The following is a 16,586-nucleotide window of genomic DNA, read 5'->3' as shown; positions in this document are numbered from 1 at the left end:
CGTTCACCGTGCAAGGTTGTTACAGAGATAATCCAGGTTATAGGTGAACGGAACCCTGTGAAAAAACAGAATCCCATCGGGCCTTGAGCCCCTCTCCCCGGCGGGGAGAGGGTCAGGGTGAGGGGCACTACTCGTGGTGATCGTGAACCTGTTGGGCCACTTCATGCACGCGCTTACGTGCGCCAAACCAGCCCAGCGTCAGCAGAATCGCCAGCACCGGAATAGAAGCAATGGTGAACGTCCCGTTCGGGTAGTCCATTGCCATCAGCACCAGAACGCCAAGCAGGAACAGCAGCGTCAGCCATGAGGTAAACGGCGCGCCCGGCAGCTTGAAGCTCACGTCGTCCGCTTTCCCTTCTTTAATCGCCTTGCGCAGGCGAATCTGGCACAGCACAATAAACGCCCAGGAGGTGATGATGCCCAGAGACGCCATATTCAGCACAATTTCAAACACCTGGGAAGGCACCAGGTAGTTCAGGAACACGCCAAGCACGTACACGCCGCTGGTGACCAGAATCCCGGCATACGGCACCTGATTCTTGCTCATCTTCGACATGAACTGCGGTGCGGAGCCGCCCATCGACATCGAACGCAGAATTCGCCCGGTGCAATACAGGCCGGAGTTCAGGCTCGAGAGCGCGGCGGTCAGCACCACGATGTTCATCACGTCGCCGATGTAAGGCACGCCGAGCTTCGAGAAGAAGGTCACGAACGGGCTTTGCCCTGCCTGATAGGCGTTCCACGGCAACAGCAGAACCAGCAGCACGACGGAGCCGACATAGAACAGGCCGATACGCCAGATAACGCTGTTGATCGCCTTCGGCACCATAGTTTTCGGGTCTTTACATTCCCCGGCCGCGGTGCCGACTAATTCAATAGAGGCGAATGCGAAGACTACGCCCTGAATCAGCACCAGCGCGGGCAGCAGGCCGTGAGGGAAGAAGCCGCCGTTATCGGTTATCAGGTGGAAGCCGGTGCTGTTACCGTCAATCGGCTTCCCTGTGCCGAGGAAAATGGTGCCGACAATCAGGAAGGCGACGATAGCCAACACTTTGACCAGCGCAAACCAGAACTCCATCTCGGCGAACCACTTCACGCCAATCATGTTCATCGCCGCGACCACGGCCAGCGCGCCGAGGGCAAAGACCCACTGCGGTACATCTCCGAATGCGCCCCAGTAGTGCATATAGAGCGCCACGGCGGTGATATCCACGATCCCGGTCATCGCCCAGTTGACGAAGTACATCCAGCCGCAAACGTAGGCGGCTTTTTCACCGAGAAACTCACGGGTGTAGGAAACGAAGCTGCCGCTGGAAGGGCGATGGATAACCAGCTCGCCCAAAGCGCGGAGGATGAAGAAAGAGAAAATACCGCAAACCAGATAGATTAACGCCAGCGCGGGCCCTGCCGCCTGCAGGCGCGCACCTGCGCCGAGGAACAGGCCGGTACCGATGGCGCCGCCGATGGCAATCATCTGTACGTGACGGTTGCCCATCGCCTGGTGATACCCTGAGTCCTGAGAATTCAACCAGCGCCGTTTGGCGGCGCGGTGTTCCGCTTCAGTCTTTGTTTTCATTGAGATTCCTGTCTGCCTTTGAGTTAAAAAGCGCCGTCCTTTTCCGCCCGTTAATTCTGGCTGCGGAGGCCGTGAAAAAGAGGGCGAGGAATCCTGGCAGAAAATTGAATGAGAAGCAAAATTACAAACTTGTCATTTTAGTGGCGGCGTTCTGTTGGTGTGACGGGCGTAACATTCCTGCTATACCAGGACTCAAAGAAGCGCTGCATCATGAACATGAAATGGTCAAAAAAAAGGTTGGCGATGGCCTGCGTGCTGGCGGGGGCGGCGGGACTTTGGCTGTACTCCCAGGCCTCTTCGCCGGCAACGCAAACAAAAACGACGTTGCCGAAAGTCAGCCTGATCGCGGCAGTCAGTAAAACGCTGCCGCTGACGTTTTCCACCCAGGGGCACCTCGTGTCGCTCAACGAGGTGGATATTCGCGCGCAAATCACCAGCCCGGTAAGTCAGGTTGCATTCCATGAGGGTGATTTTGTGAAGCAGGGGCAACTGCTGTTCGTGCTGGATGATGCCGAAGAGCAGGCCGCGCTGGGCCACGCTCAGTCACAGTTAGGCGTGATTAAAGCCGAACTGGATAAAGCCAACCGTGATCTCAGCCGCGGGCAGCCGCTGCTGAAAACCAACTACATTTCTTCCTCCGACTGGGACACACTCGTCAGTGCGCAACAGCAGGCGGCGGCACAGTACAAATCCGCGCAGGATGATATTCACACCGCGCAGGCCCAACTGGCCTATACCCGTATCTATTCCCCGGTAAGCGGCAAAACCGGCGCATTGAACGTGCATATTGGTAGCCTTGCTCAGCCGGGCAGCACTTTGCCGATGGTCAGCATTAATCAATTTGATCCAATTGGCGCAGAATTTACGCTGCCGGAGCAGGACTTGAACGCGGTAGTTGCCGCCCAGCACCAGGGGCCGGTAAACGTGCAGGTGACCGACGCCAGCGGAAAACCGGTGACCGGCACGCTCAGCTTCATTGATAACACCGTCAGCCAGGACAGCGGTACGGTGAACTTTAAGGCTCGCTTCGCCAACGGTGAAAACCAGCTCTGGCCGGGTGCCTACCAGAATATTACGGTCAGCGCAGGCAACACGCCGAATGTCGTTGTTTTGCCTCCTCAGGCAGTGCAGGACGGCCCGGACGGGCATTTTGTCTACGTTATCGACGCCCAAATGCACGCCACAACGCAAGCGGTCACGCTGTTGCGCATCCAGCAGCAGATGGCCGTGGTGACCGGCATACAGCCCGGAATGAAAGTGGTGCTGGAGGGAGCCAACGCCCTGCGGCCGGGTATGGCCGTGAAGGTGGTTAACGCGCCTGCGGGGGCAGCATCATGACTTTTGCCGAACAATGCCTGAAACGGCCGATTGCCGTGATGCTGCTGTGGCTGGCGGTGATGGTCGCCGGTGCCGTGTGCTGGTTTAAACTGCCGATTGCCGCGCTGCCCAACTACGACACGCCGACGATTCAGGTCAGCGCTTCGCTTTCCGGCGCCAGCCCGGAAACCATGGCCTCGTCGGTGGCCACGCCGCTGGAGAAAAAGCTGTCGACCATTCCTGGCGTGGTGAACATGACCTCCAACAGCCTGGAGGGCGCGACCACTATCGTAATTGAATTTGATCCGTCGCGGGATATCGATTCTGCGGCGGTGGACGTGCAGTCCGCGCTGTATCAGGCGTTAAAACAGCTGCCGTCGCAGATGACCACGCCGCCGTCATTCCGCAAAATTAACCCGGCGGACGCGCCAATTATTCAAATCGGCATCGACTCGCCGTCGATGGCGCTCTCCGATCTTAACCGCTTTTCGGACGACCTGATTTCGCCCGCGCTTTCTACCTTAAACGGCGTGGCGCAGGTGACGGTGCTGGGGCAAAAACGCTACGCGGTTCGCGTGGAGGTGAACCCGGACAAGCTGGCGGCCACCAATCTGACGCTGGAAGACGTGCATACCGCGCTGGCAAACGCCAATAACAACTCGCCGATCGGTGAACTGGACGGTAAGCGCCAGATGGTGATGCTGCAAACCAGCGGTGATTTGCGCAACGCGGCCGACTTCGCCAAAGTCATTGTTGCCACGCGTAACGGCCAGCCGGTGAGACTTTCGGATGTGGCCAACGTGCAGGACAGCATTGAAAATACGCTGAGCTACAGCGCGGTTAACGGCAATCGTGCGATTGTGCTGAGCGTGCAGCGCCAGCCCGGCGCGAACATTGTTTCCACTATCGACGCGATTCGCCAGCTGATGCCAAAACTGCAGGCGCAGATGCCGTCGTCGGTGAGCGTAAAATTTCTTAACGACCGCTCGCTGTCGATCCGCGCGGCGATTCATGACGTGACGCTTACGCTGCTGTTGACCATCGCCCTGGTGGTGATGGTTATCCTGATGTTCCTGCGCCATATTCGGGCGACGATCATTCCTGCGCTCAGCTTGCCGATATCCCTGCTCGGCGCGTTCGGCCTGATGTACGCCTTCGGGCTGAGCCTGGACAATATCTCACTGATGGGTCTGACCATTGCCGTAGGCCTGGTGGTGGACGACGCGATTGTGGTGCTGGAAAACATCATGCGCTACATGGAAGAGGGCGAAACGCCTTATCGCGCTGCGCTGAAAGGGGTGAAAGAGGTAGCGTTCACCGTTATCTCTATTTCGCTGTCGCTGGTGGCGGTGTTTATTCCGATCTTCTTTATGCCGGGGACGATTGGCCTGCTGTTCCACGAATTTGCCTATGTGGTGTCGCTGACGATTTTGGTTTCCGCTGCGGCATCGCTCACCATTATTCCGCTGCTGGTGCCGAAACTTATCCGTGAACACACGCCGGAAGACAAACCTGAACCGCGCTGGAGCCAGGTCTTTGAGCGCGGGTTCGAAGCGCTGCGCCGCCAGTACGGCAACGGGCTGGAATGGGCCGTGTCTCATCGCGTGATTATGATCGGCGTCGCGCTCAGCACGATTGCGCTGACCATCGGGCTTTACTGGTACTCGCCCAAAGGCTTCTTCCCGCAGGAGGATATCGGGCAGATAACCGCCAGCATTGATGCGCCGCAGGATATGTCTTACCTGGGCCGCCTCGGCGTGGCGCAGCAGTTGGGTAAAACGCTGATGAAAGATCCGAGCGTGAGCGACGTGCTGACCCGCGTTGACCACGATACCACCCAGCTAAGCCTGACGCTTAAGGATCAAAGCCAACGCCCGCCAATGGCTGCGGTACTTAAACAGCTGCGGGCAGAAACCGGCTATTTACCGGGCATTAAAGTTTATTTCAGCCCGGTGCAAAACCTGCGCGTGGGCGGCCGCAGTGCGAAAAGCAGCTATCAATACACGCTGCAGGCCGTGAGCAGCGGCGATACCAGCCTCAACGACTGGGCCAACCGGCTGATGGCAGAGATGCAAAAAAGCGGGGTGTTTGTCGGCCTGAATACCGACGCGCAGCTGAACGGGCTGCAAGCCCAACTGGTTATCGACCGAAATAAAGCCTCGCTGATGGGCGTGGATATCCAGCAGATCCGCGACACGCTGTATGACGCCTTCGGGACTTACCAGGTTTCCACGATTTATGCCCCGGAAGACAGTTACGAAGTGATCATGGAGGTTCAGGACCCGTTCCGGCAGGACGAAAGCGACTTGTCGAAAATTTATGTCCGGTCATCAAGTGGGGCGCTGTTGCCAATCACCACCTTCACGACGATTTCCCGCACCCAGGGCGTGACGGCGGTCAACCATCAGGGGCAGCTTCCGGCGATTACGCTTTCGTTCGATCTTGCGCCGGGAAAATCGCTGTCGGATGCGACGGCGGCCATTGCCCAGGCCCAGCAGGCGATTCATCTGCCGTCTTCGGTGTTCGGCACTTACGCCGGGCAGGCGGCGCTGTTCCAGCAGTCCCAAAGCAGCCAGATCTGGCTGATTGTGCTGGCGCTGGCGGTGATTTACGTGATTCTCGGCGTGCTGTATGAAAGCTGGATCCACCCGCTGACCATTCTGCTTGGCCTGCCGTCGGCGGCGGTCGGGGCGCTGCTGGCCCTCAGGCTGTTTAATCTCGATCTTACGTTTATTGCGATGATTGGTATTCTGCTGCTGATAGGGATTGTCAAAAAGAACGCTATCATGATGATAGATTTCGCGTTAGTGGCCCAGCGCGAACACGGCATGACGCCGCACGATGCGATTATGCAGGCCTGTTTACAGCGGTTCCGCCCGATAATGATGACCACGCTTTGCGCAATCATGGGGGCTATCCCCATTGCGCTTGGTCTGGGCGCGGGAGCCGAGCTGCGCCAGCCGATGGGCGTGGCGATTGTCGGCGGCCTGCTGTTCTCGCAGCTGATCACGCTGTTTATTACGCCGGTGCTGTTCCTGCTGTTTGACGGCAACCCACAAGGGACGAAGGAGTGACGATGAAAATCTTACTGGTGGAAGATCAGAAAATGGCCTCTGAATACATTGCCAAAGGGCTGCGCGAGAACGATTTCGTGGTCGACGTCGCCGGGAACGGTATCGACGGTCTGCATTACCTTCTGACCACGGATTACGATCTGGCGATCCTCGACGTGATGCTGCCGGGGATCGACGGCTGGAAGATAATCGAAATGGCGCGCCAGGCCGGAAAACAAACGCCGATTATGTTTCTTACCGCGCGGGATGACGTGGAGGACCGGGTTCACGGCCTCGAACTGGGCGCGGAAGACTATCTGATCAAACCATTTTCCTTTAGCGAACTGCTGGCTCGGGCGAGGGTGATCCTGCGCCGTTCCGCGCCACCGACCGCGATTCTTGAAGAAAACTTGCTGCAGGTGGGCGATCTGAAGCTCGATTTTCTGCGCCACAAAGTCTCTCGTGCCGGAGTGAGAATAGAGCTGACGCAAAAAGAATTTCTGCTGCTAAGTCTGTTGATGCGTCGTTCCGGCGAGGTGCTTTCCCGCACGGTGATTGCCGAACAGGTGTGGGACATGAATTTTGACCCGGAAACTAACGTGATTGACGTCGCCATCCGCCGTTTACGCAACAAGATCGACGACGGATTCGACGACAAACTGCTGCATACCCTGCGCGGCGCGGGCTACGTGCTGGAATTACGCGGATGATAAAACTGTCGCATTTGTCGATCACCGCGCGGCTGACGCTCTATTTCTCCGTCACGATGGCCATCGTGCTTTACAGCGTGTCCGGCGTGCTTTATTCGACCATGCGCCAGCAGCTCAATCATAAAGATGAGCTGGAGCTACAAAGTTCTATCCAGTTTCAGCAGGAAATTGCCACGGCGATTGGCGAGCGGCAGGACAACGGCGAGGAGTGGCAAACCGAGCTGCTGGAGTCCGTGGTGCGGCAGGAACGCCTGTCGCTGCGCATTTTCAGCCCGGAAGGCAAGGTGTACGCGCAGTCTAACAACATGGTTATTCCGGAGCAGGATTTTCCGCTGCCAACCCCCAGCTTTAGCTACCGGGAATGGCACTATCGTGCCGGGAATATCCGGCAAAAATACTTAATTACTTCCACGCTTTTTACCCTTAAAAATAACCAGAAATGGCTGGTACAGGCGGCGCTCAACGTCTCCGGCAACAATGAAATCATCAATACCTATTACAAGCGAATGCAGATTTTCGCCGCGCTGGCGATTCTGCTGTTTGCCGCCTTTGGCTGGTGGCTTGCCCGCCGGGGCTTAGCGCCGCTGCGCACCATCACCACCGAAATTGAGAAAATTCACGCCAACGATCTGCATACCCGGATCCTCGATCAGCGCTGGCCACCGGAGCTGCACGCGCTGGCGGCGTCGTTTGACCGCATGATGATGCGCCTTGAAGCTTCATTCCATCAGCTCAACCGTTTTTCATCGGACATTGCCCACGAGCTGCGCGGGCCGATAAACAATCTGATCTCTGCCGCCAGCGTGATTCAGACCAAAGATCGCAGCGCGGAGGAGTATCAGGAAACGCTGGCGGCGATAATTGAAGAGGGTGAACGGCTTTCACGCATGATTTCCTCGATGCTGTTTCTTGCGAGGGCGGATAACAGCCGCGAGGTGCTAAACGAGGAGTGGCTCAGCAGCGCGCATGAATTCGAAAAACTGATTGGTTTCTACGAGATTCTGGCGGAAGAAAAAGAGATTACCCTCGAAAGCCGCGGGGACGTTTCATTCTATGCCGATCGGCAACTTATCCAGCGGGCGCTCTCCAATCTGCTCTCTAATGCCCTGCGTCACACGCCAGAAAAAGGGCATATTACGCTCGGTGCACAAATCGACGATGAGCAGGTTCTGTTAAGCGTGAGCGATGACGGCGAGGGCGTTCAGCCCGAGCATTTGCCGCTTATCTTTGACCGTTTCTTCCGAGGGGAAGCCGCGCGAAGTGCCACGGAAAACACCGGGCTTGGGCTGGCGATTGTGAAGACCATCGCCGAACTGCACGGCGGGAAAATCAGCGTGGTCAGCGAGCCCGGGCGCGGCAGTATGTTTACGCTGTCACTCCCGCGGCACGATAAGGTTTGAATCGCACAGAATAATCTCTCCTTACAGGAACAATATTAAGCTGAATGAGTCTCAGTGACGTAAACAGGCAGCCCTTTGTCCTCTTCAGGATGAAATCTAAACAGATGCGTCGTGTTTAGCTCCAGTAGAGACTGGGGCGTTCACTATGAGGCCCTGGGATCATCGCTTTTATTGTTATGGAAAACCTGCACAATGCTATTGAAACACTTTTCTCGCCGTGCCATCGCTCTGGCCGTGCTGCTGATTGTCACCCTGACCCTCGCTCTGGTCTTCTTCCTCAGAAGCCCGGATGTACCTGATTACGTCACGGCCCCCGTGCGCAAGGGTGATATCGAAAATTCCGTGCTGGCAACCGGGCGCATCGACGCCATCGAACGCGTTAACGTAGGGGCGCAGGTTTCAGGCCAGGTCAAGTCGCTCAAAGTGAAGTTGGGCGACCATGTGACCAAAGGGCAGTCGATTGCCGATATTGATGATGTGCCGCAGCGGAACGAACTGCGTAACGCCGAAGCCGCGCTCAATGTAGTCAAAGCCGATCTGCAGGCTAAGCAAGCGCTCCTGAAACAATCGGAACTGCGGTTCAAACGCCAGCGCCAGATGCTGAGCGAAGATGCCAGTTCGCGTGAAGATTTTGAGTCCGCAGAGGCCACGCTTGCCACCACGCGGGCAGAATTGCTGTCTCTGAATGCCAAACTGGTTCAGGCGCAGATAGAGGTAGATAAGAAAAAAGTCGATCTTGGCTATACGCGAGTCGTGGCGCCAATGGACGGTATTGTTATCGCCGTTGTCACGCAGCAGGGGCAAACCGTGAACTCCAGCCAGAGCGCGCCGACCATCATCAAGCTGGCTCGTCTCGACGTCATGACCATCAAGGCGCAGATCTCTGAGGCGGATATCACCAAAATTTCTGCAGGGCAAAAAGCCCGCTTCACGATTTTCTCTGAACCTGACAAACACTATGACGCGACGCTGCGTACCGTTGAACTGGCGCCGGAGTCGGTAATGAAAGATGACTCTCTCGCCGGGAGCAGCACGGCATCTGGCTCCGGCACTTCTAATGCGTCCGTCTATTACAACGCGCTGCTCGACGTTCCCAATCCAGAAAATCGCCTCCGCATTGCGATGACGGCGCAGGTCACGCTGCTTGCAGGTGAGGCTAAAGACACGCTGCTGGTGCCTATTCAGGCCGTGCATAAAGCTGAAGGAAATAAGCAGCAGGTACAGGTACTGCGGGCTGACGGCAAGCTGGAAACCCGGGAGGTGAAAACCGGGATTACCAACAGCGTCGATATTCAGATCCTCGAGGGCGTAAAAGTCGGAGAAAATGTTGTGCTTTCACAGCCGGGTGACAAAGCGCCTGGGGAAGGGTTTGTGCTGTGAGTAACATCATTGAGCTAAAGGGCATTAGCCGGACCTACGGCAACGGCGGCCAGGCGTTGACCGTCCTGAAAAACGTGAATCTGACCATCGCTGCAGGCGAAATGGTGGCGATCATTGGTGCCTCGGGATCGGGAAAATCGACCCTGATGAACATTATGGGCTGCCTTGACGTGCCCGACAGCGGGGATTACTTCATCGGCGGGCAAAACGCCGCTCAACTTTCGCCGGATGAGCTGGCCAGGGTGCGCCGGGAACATATCGGCTTTATCTTCCAGCGCTACCATTTGATGCCAGACCTTAGCGCCCTGGGCAACGTTGAGATCCCGGCTATTTACGCCAACAGCGAGCGCGACAAACGTCGGCTGCGGGCGGCTGCTTTGCTAGGCAGGCTTGGGCTGGAAGGCCGTGAGCACCATAAGCCCGGCGAACTTTCCGGCGGCCAGCAGCAGCGCGTGAGTATTGCCCGCTCGCTGATTAACGGCGGGGAAATCATTCTGGCGGATGAGCCGACCGGCGCGCTGGATTCTCAGTCCGGGCAGGAAGTGTTAGCCATCCTGAGCGAGCTTAACCAGCGCGGTCATACGGTGGTGATGGTGACCCACGATATGAAAGTGGCGCAGCACGCACAGCGTATTATCGAACTGCGCGACGGCGAAATTATCGCTGATAGCGGCAGTTGCGTAACAGCCACGGAAACGCTGCCGCCGCCCAACCTTACCCGGCAAAGCCGCTGGCAAAGTTTGCTCGACCGGACGCGTGAATCGCTGCAAATGGCGCTCAAAGCGATGAACGCCCACCGTTTACGTACCACGCTAACCATGACCGGGATAATTTTCGGGATTGCCGCCGTGGTCACCGTTGTGGCGCTGGGCGAGGGCGCGAAGCAAAAGACGCTGGAGAATATTAAAGATCTCGGCACCAACGTGGTCAGCATCTATCCCGGCAGGGATTTCTTTGATGGCGGCATCGAGGGCATTCGAACGCTGGTGCCGGCAGACGCTGAGGCGCTGGCGAAGCAGGGCTTTGTCGACAGCGTAAGCCCGGAGGTTAGCGCCTCAGACAACATTCGTTTTCTCGGTAAATCCGCAACCGCTTCGATCAACGGCGTCGGGCGAGATCACTTCCGCGTAAACGGCATTCAGCTTCTGCAAGGGGCGACCTTCAGGGACGATCGTAACGCGCTGCAGGAAGTGATTATCGATGAGAACGCCCGCAAAGCGCTGTTCGACGACGCAGGGCTGCAGGCGCTGGGGCAAATCGTTTTTCTGGGTTCTGTTCCGGCTCGCGTGGTGGGTATCGCCCAAAGTAACAACCGGAGCTACGCGCCTAACCGCATTACCGTGTGGATGCCCTACAGCACGGTGATGTACCGCATGGTAGGCAAACCGGTTTTGAGCAGCATCAGCGTCCGGCTCAAAGACAATGTGGCTAATGAGGCGGCGGTAAGCGCCATCTCACAGCTGCTAACCCAGCGCCACGGCGTGAAAGATTTCCAGCTCTATAACTTCGAACAGATCAGAAAATCTATCGAACGCACCTCGATGACCTTCAGCATTTTGATTCTGATGGTCGCCTGCATTTCGCTGATGATCGGCAGTATCGGCGTGATGAACATCATGCTGGTCTCCGTGACCGAAAGAACCCATGAAATCGGCGTGCGCATGGCGGTAGGCGCGCGACGGAGCGACATCATGCAGCAGTTTATGATTGAAGCCGTGCTGGTTTGCCTGATCGGCGGGGCGCTGGGGATTGCGCTTTCGTATGCCGCAGGCGCGTTATTTACCGCCCTGGCGGGCGGAATGTTCACGGCTATTTATTCGTGGCAGGCCGCTGCCGCCGCGTTTTTCTGTTCAACGTTAATCGGCATGATCTTCGGTTATCTCCCCGCCCGCAAAGCGGCAAGGATGGACCCGGTCGTTTCACTGGCCAGCGAGTAACCTATGAAAATTTTATCACCTTTGTCTTTATGCCTTGCCGCCGCGCTCAGCGCAGGCTGTGCCAATACGCTTAAAAGCGAGTATCACTCACCCGAAGTGAGCTATCCCGCCAACTGGAACAAGAGCGAGATGGCCGGAGACATTGCCCCGTTCGACTGGAAAGCGTTTAACGATCCGCACCTCGATAGCTGGCTGCGCCAGGTCATGGCAAGCAATAACGATGTGGCTATCGCCATGCTGCGGGTCTACCGGGCGCGACTGGATGCGGAAAGAGTCGGTATCACCAACGATCCTGGGCTGAAAGGTTCGCTGGGCGTAGACGGAAAAACCCCGCTGAATAACTCGTCCGGCTGGACAAAAGGCAGTTCAGCCAGCCTCAGCACCAGCTATGAGCTGGATCTCTGGGGGAAAATAGCCCGCCAGCGCGATGCGGCGGAGTGGGCAAGCCATGCCGGCGAAGAAGATTTACGCGCCGCACGGCTGACGCTGCTTTCAGAGGCCAGCAATAATTACTGGCGCATTGGCTTTGTGAACCAACAAATCGACGTCCTCCAGCAGAGCATCGGTTATGCAAAAGAGACGCTGCGCCTGGCGGAGGCTCGCTATCGTGCAGGCGGTGCTTCAGCCCTGGATGTCGTTGACGCTCAACAAAGTCTACTGGCACAGGAAAACCGGCTTACCGGGCTGCAGCGGGACCGCCTGCAGGGGCTTAATCAGCAGGCAGTATTGCTCGGTACTGCGCCGGGCAGCGCCGTAGTGGAACCAACGACATTGCCAAAAGGAACCCTGCCGCAGGTTAAGGCGGACATTCCTGCCAGCGTGCTGATGCATCGCCCCGATATCAGCGCGCAAGAGTGGCGGGTACGTGAGGCGCTGGCCAATGTTGATATCAAGCGAACCGAATACTATCCCGCATTCAGCCTGACGGGTTCTCTTGGCACCGGCAGCAGTTCGCTGCTGAACGTGCTGCATAACCCAATCGGTTCCGTTGGCGCGAGCCTGACGCTACCGTTCCTGGAGTGGCGACAGCGGGGCGTGGAGGTCAAAATCGCCCGTAACGATTACGAGCAGCGAGTGCTGGCGTTTAAACAGTCGCTTTATAAAGCGATGAGCAGCATTGAAGACGAACTCTCCCTGCGCAATCAACTGCTGGCGCAGGAATTAAGGCTCCGGGAGGGGCTGGCGCTGGCACGTAAGTCCGAGCGGCTTAATGAAGTGCGCTACCGTCAGGGAGCGGCGCGTATTTCATTCTGGCTCGATGCTCAGGAAAAACGCCGTCAGGCGGAACTGTTGCTGGATGAAAATCGCTTTAATCAGCTGCAGAATCTGGCAAAAATTTATCTCGAATTTGGCGGGTCGTCTAAATTCCCCTAAATCTTGCTAACTAATTCTCCACAAACAGAAAACGGTTTTTCTTTCTCTGGCGCTCGTTTAAAGTCTGGCTGGCTTAACATGTTTAAGCGAGCAAAATGATAAACGAGCGCTTATTTTATGGGGAAGGGTGAAGGCATGCGTGTGTCAGATTATATCAGGCTGTTATTTCTTGCCGCAGTGTGGGGAGCCAGCTTCCTTTTTATGAAAATAGCAGCCCCCGAATTTGGGGCGGTAAACACGGCCTTTTTAAGGGTGTTTTTTGGTTTTGTCGGGCTGGCGGTGATTCTTTTCACCCTTAGGTCTTCTTTTCGCTTTGAGGGGAAATTCCGTTCGGCGCTTATTTTGGGCGCGATTAACTCCGGGCTGCCTTTCTTTATGTATTGCCTGGCCGCAAAATGGCTTCCGGCCGGCTACTCCGCTATTTTAAACGCGACCACGCCGCTAATGGGCGCCATTATTGGGTTTTGCTTCTTTAGTGAGAAATTAACGGCGCGAAAATGGCTGGGCGTAGTGCTGGGCCTGGCGGGGATTATGGTGATTACTTCGGTCGGTGACGCACAGTCAAACGAGGACAAAATCGCCGGGATTATTGCCTGCCTGGTGGCCACGAGCTGCTACGGCGTGGCGGGCTTTTTAACCCGCCGCTGGATCTCCAACAAAGGCGGGCTTGACCCAAAAATCGTCGCTTTCGGCAGCCAAATTGGGGCCACGCTTTTCCTGCTGCCGTTCTTTGGCTGGAGCCTGGCCACTGGCCCTGCGATAAACTGGCTGCAGGGCGATGTTTGGTTCAGCGTAATGGGCTTGGGTATTCTATGCACCGCCGTGGCCTATATTTTCTATTTCCGTTTGATTGCCGACATCGGGCCACTACGCAGCCTCACGGTAACCTTTTTAATTCCACCGTTTGGCGTGCTGTGGGGGTATCTCATTTTGCATGAAACCATCAGCGAAGCGTTTATTATCGGCGCGGTGATTGTCTGTTTCTCCGTCTGGCTGGTGATAAGCCCGGACAAGAAAATGCTGGCCGTAAAAAGTTAAGCCAGGCACCCGGCAACGAATAATTGTAGTTATACTAGCCGCGAGCCCGGATAAGGTTTCCGGGTCACGCGGTTAAGGAAAAACAATGAAACGAGAAGCGCTGTTCGCTGCTGTTTTTGACAAGTATCAGGTCGAGCCAGACTATCCGTGGGACAAGTTCAAGGACTACGCCGTGCTGCGGCACCGCTACAAGCGCAAATGGTTTGGCGTGGTGCTGAGCATTTCAGCCGCAAAACTGGGGCTGGAAAGCGATGAGATCGTCGATATTCTCAACGTAAAAGTGATGCCGGGCGCCGTAGGTTCATTGAGAATGCAGCCGGGTATTTTACCCGCCTACCATATGAACAAAGAACATTGGGTAACGGTATTAATTGACAAGGTAGCGGATGAATTAATTCTGGGGCTTATCGACGAAAGCTTTGGCCTGACGCGTTAATCCCCCCCCGAATGCCAAAATTAGATAGGGTACTCGGGGAGTAATCCATTAATAAAGACAATATCACTCTCCCTCAGCATTTTTTGTGAAAGCCCCGGATTTAATCTCAATACATTAACACTCCATGCAATAAAATTACATTCCCTGTTAATTCCGAACGCCACTTTTTCATTAAATAACCGCCATTAAAAAACAATGATATTGGTGAATTAGATAAGTGTGACCCACTTCACGCATTTAAGTTATAAATAACCCGACGGGATAATAAATTGCTTCACATAACGTTTTTTAGGCTAATTTCCGTTTATTGTTTCACATATGAATTGCATGGTTCTATATATGAAACAAAACGCACAGGCCAGGCAATAAGAAATAGGTTCGATATATAAAACAAAAAACGTTCTATATATAAAACGAATAACCCGAATGGAATTAAATATGCGCATCCCAGAGAATTTAAAAGAGAGTAAAGCCCCCGCAGCCGTCAGACTGGTGGCCATTCTCGATTTTATTGCGGAAAAAGGCAGCGCCAGCTTTAGCGAAATCAGTACTCAGCTGGTGATTCCCAAAAGCAGCACCCATCACTTGCTCGAGGTGTTATGCGCCACGCAAATGCTTCGCCTTCGCGTGGATGGGCGCTATGCACTCGGACTGCATCTGTTTGAACTAGGAGGGCTGGCGGCAAGCGGCCTGGACATTCGCCTGGAGGCCATTCCGTATCTCCACGAACTGGTCGAACTCACCGGGCTAACCTGCCACCAGGGCATCATGGAAGGTGATGAGGCCTTTTTCCTCAGCAAAATCCAGTCTCCACAGGCGATCATATTAACCTCCTGGGAAGGGAAGCGTATTCGTCTGCACAGCACGTCTCTGGGCAAGATTCTGCTGGCCTGGCGCCAGACAGAGCAGGTTGAGCAGATCCTGGCGAAGGCCACCTTCGTAAAGAAAACGGAAACCACCATCACTGATAGGCAGCGCTTCATTGAGCATCTTGCCTTAGTGAAGCGGCAGGGCTGGGCCTACGATGACGGTGAGAACATCAATGAAATTCGCTGTATTTCCGCCCCGGTATTTGACACTAAAGGCGACGTGCTTTGTGCCATCGGCCTGACGGGAATGGTTTCTCAATTTACCAATGGGAAAAAGGAAGAATATTTAAGCCATTTATTGGCGACCACGGAAAAAATATCTAACGCAGTGAATTTTGGCCTGAAGTCCCGGCCAATGAATAAACAGTAAGTTATTTTTCTCAGGCAGTAAATTATCCGCGAACTATTGCGGAGGTTTACTTCTGGCCTTTTGCAATGAATTGATGAGTCTTTATTACATTTTATCGAGGATGTCAGTATGCAAATCAAGAAAGCAATAGACAGAGTTCCCGGTGGGTTAATGCTGGCGCCGCTATTTTTGGGCGCGCTGTGTAATACTTTTGCTCCCGGCGCCGGTAAATATTTAGGATCATTTACCAACGGTCTTATTACCGGCACGGTGCCGATTCTTGCCGTCTGGTTCTTTTGTATGGGCGCGTCCATTGAGCTAAAAGCTACCGGCACGATGCTGAAAAAGTCCGGCGTACTGGTGGTGACCAAGATTGCCACGGCGTGGTTGGTGGCGATGGCCGTTGGGGCGTTTCTGCCGCTGAACGGCGTTGAGGCCGGACTCTTTGCCGGGATCTCTACCCTGGCGCTGGTTGCGGCGATGGACATGACCAACGGTGGGCTGTATGCCGCGCTGATGAATCAGTACGGTACCAAAGAGGAGTCCGGCGCGTTTGTCCTGATGTCGCTGGAGTCCGGGCCGCTGATGACGATGGTCGTGCTCGGCACCGCAGGAATTGCCTCTTTTGAACCCCAGCTGTTTGTCGGGGCAGTGCTGCCGTTCCTGGTGGGGTTCATGCTGGGGAATCTTGACCCGGACTTACGGAAAATGTTTGGCGGCGCGGTACAAACGCTGATCCCCTTCTTTGCCTTTGCGCTCGGCAACACCATCAAATTGCAGGTTATTGTCGAAACCGGATTTGCCGGCATATTCCTGGGATTTGTGGTGATTATCGTCACCGGCATCCCGCTTATTCTTGCTGATAAATTCCTCGGTGGTGGTGACGGTACCGCGGGCGTAGCGGCTTCCAGCACGGCCGGTGCGGCGGTGGCTACACCGATATTAATCGCGCAGATGGTGCCGGAGTTTGCGCCTGCGGCTCCGGCGGCCACGGCCCTGGTGGCAACCAGCGTTATCGTAACCTCCGTGGCGGTACCGATCATTACCGCACTTTGGGCTAAACAGGTTAAAAAAGGAAAGGTGGGTCAGGCGGTAATTATCGCTAAGCAACCGGTGCCTTAATACCACGCGAATAACGCATTTAATT

Annotated in this window: 12 protein-coding genes; 11 read left to right on the top strand and 1 reads right to left on the bottom strand. The window is 55.5% G+C overall.

Features of this window, described 5'->3' with window-relative positions; all coding sequences use genetic code 11:
- Positions 1-127: 127 nt before the first annotated feature.
- Positions 128-1,576, bottom strand: a complete 1,449-nt coding sequence (gene ansP, locus CNE01S_RS10775) for an L-asparagine permease (protein ID WP_061275884.1) — start codon at positions 1,574-1,576, stop codon at positions 128-130.
- Positions 1,577-1,792: 216 nt separating this feature from the next.
- Here ansP and CNE01S_RS10770 point away from each other — a divergent pair, with 216 nt between their 5' ends.
- The 11 genes from CNE01S_RS10770 to kdgT all read left to right on the top strand — a co-directional run bounded on the left by CNE01S_RS10770 (position 1,793) and on the right by kdgT (position 16,561).
- Positions 1,793-2,914 carry an efflux RND transporter periplasmic adaptor subunit gene (locus tag CNE01S_RS10770; protein WP_061275894.1) on the top strand — a complete coding sequence of 374 codons (1,122 nt, stop codon included), beginning with the start codon at positions 1,793-1,795 and terminating at the stop codon, positions 2,912-2,914.
- Complete coding sequence (locus CNE01S_RS10765; RefSeq protein WP_061275881.1) at positions 2,911-5,967, top strand: efflux RND transporter permease subunit; 3,057 nt, start codon at positions 2,911-2,913, stop codon at positions 5,965-5,967. Before CNE01S_RS10770 ends, CNE01S_RS10765 begins: the two co-directional genes overlap by 4 nt.
- A 2-nt stretch (positions 5,968-5,969) precedes the next feature.
- On the top strand, positions 5,970-6,656 hold the full coding sequence (locus CNE01S_RS10760) for a heavy metal response regulator transcription factor (RefSeq protein WP_061275879.1): 687 nt from the start codon (positions 5,970-5,972) through the stop codon (positions 6,654-6,656).
- On the top strand, positions 6,653-8,056 hold the full coding sequence (locus CNE01S_RS10755; protein ID WP_061275877.1) for a heavy metal sensor histidine kinase: 1,404 nt from the start codon (positions 6,653-6,655) through the stop codon (positions 8,054-8,056). The genes CNE01S_RS10760 and CNE01S_RS10755 overlap by 4 nt, the downstream gene beginning before the upstream one ends.
- Positions 8,057-8,248: 192 nt before the next feature.
- Complete coding sequence (gene etsA, locus CNE01S_RS10750) at positions 8,249-9,436, top strand: macrolide efflux RND transporter periplasmic adaptor subunit EtsA (protein ID WP_061275875.1); 1,188 nt, start codon at positions 8,249-8,251, stop codon at positions 9,434-9,436.
- Positions 9,433-11,373 (top strand): MacB family efflux pump subunit, encoded by a 1,941-nt coding sequence (locus tag CNE01S_RS10745; protein WP_061275873.1) that lies wholly within the window; start codon positions 9,433-9,435, stop codon positions 11,371-11,373. The genes etsA and CNE01S_RS10745 overlap by 4 nt, the downstream gene beginning before the upstream one ends.
- A 3-nt stretch (positions 11,374-11,376) precedes the next feature.
- Positions 11,377-12,747 (top strand): macrolide efflux RND transporter outer membrane subunit EtsC, encoded by a 1,371-nt coding sequence (gene etsC / locus CNE01S_RS10740; RefSeq protein WP_061275871.1) that lies wholly within the window; start codon positions 11,377-11,379, stop codon positions 12,745-12,747.
- A gap of 135 nt (positions 12,748-12,882) precedes the next feature.
- Positions 12,883-13,785 (top strand): DMT family transporter, encoded by a 903-nt coding sequence (locus CNE01S_RS10735; RefSeq protein WP_061275869.1) that lies wholly within the window; start codon positions 12,883-12,885, stop codon positions 13,783-13,785.
- 85 nt (positions 13,786-13,870) lie between these two features.
- Entirely contained in the window at positions 13,871-14,221 is a 351-nt protein-coding gene (locus tag CNE01S_RS10730; RefSeq protein ID WP_061275867.1) for an MmcQ/YjbR family DNA-binding protein, read from the top strand.
- A 438-nt stretch (positions 14,222-14,659) separates the two neighbouring features.
- Entirely contained in the window at positions 14,660-15,460 is an 801-nt protein-coding gene (locus CNE01S_RS10725; protein ID WP_061275865.1) for an IclR family transcriptional regulator, read from the top strand.
- A 108-nt stretch (positions 15,461-15,568) separates the two neighbouring features.
- Entirely contained in the window at positions 15,569-16,561 is a 993-nt protein-coding gene (gene kdgT, locus CNE01S_RS10720) for a 2-keto-3-deoxygluconate transporter (protein ID WP_061275863.1), read from the top strand.
- Positions 16,562-16,586: the final 25 nt, after the last annotated feature.

Origin of the sequence: Cedecea neteri NBRC 105707 = ATCC 33855 (assembly GCF_001571265.1) — a bacterium.
Classification (GTDB): domain Bacteria; phylum Pseudomonadota; class Gammaproteobacteria; order Enterobacterales; family Enterobacteriaceae; genus Cedecea; species Cedecea neteri.
The sequence above is the reverse complement of the archived record's forward strand: the minus strand, read 5'-3'. Positions and strand labels throughout refer to the sequence as shown.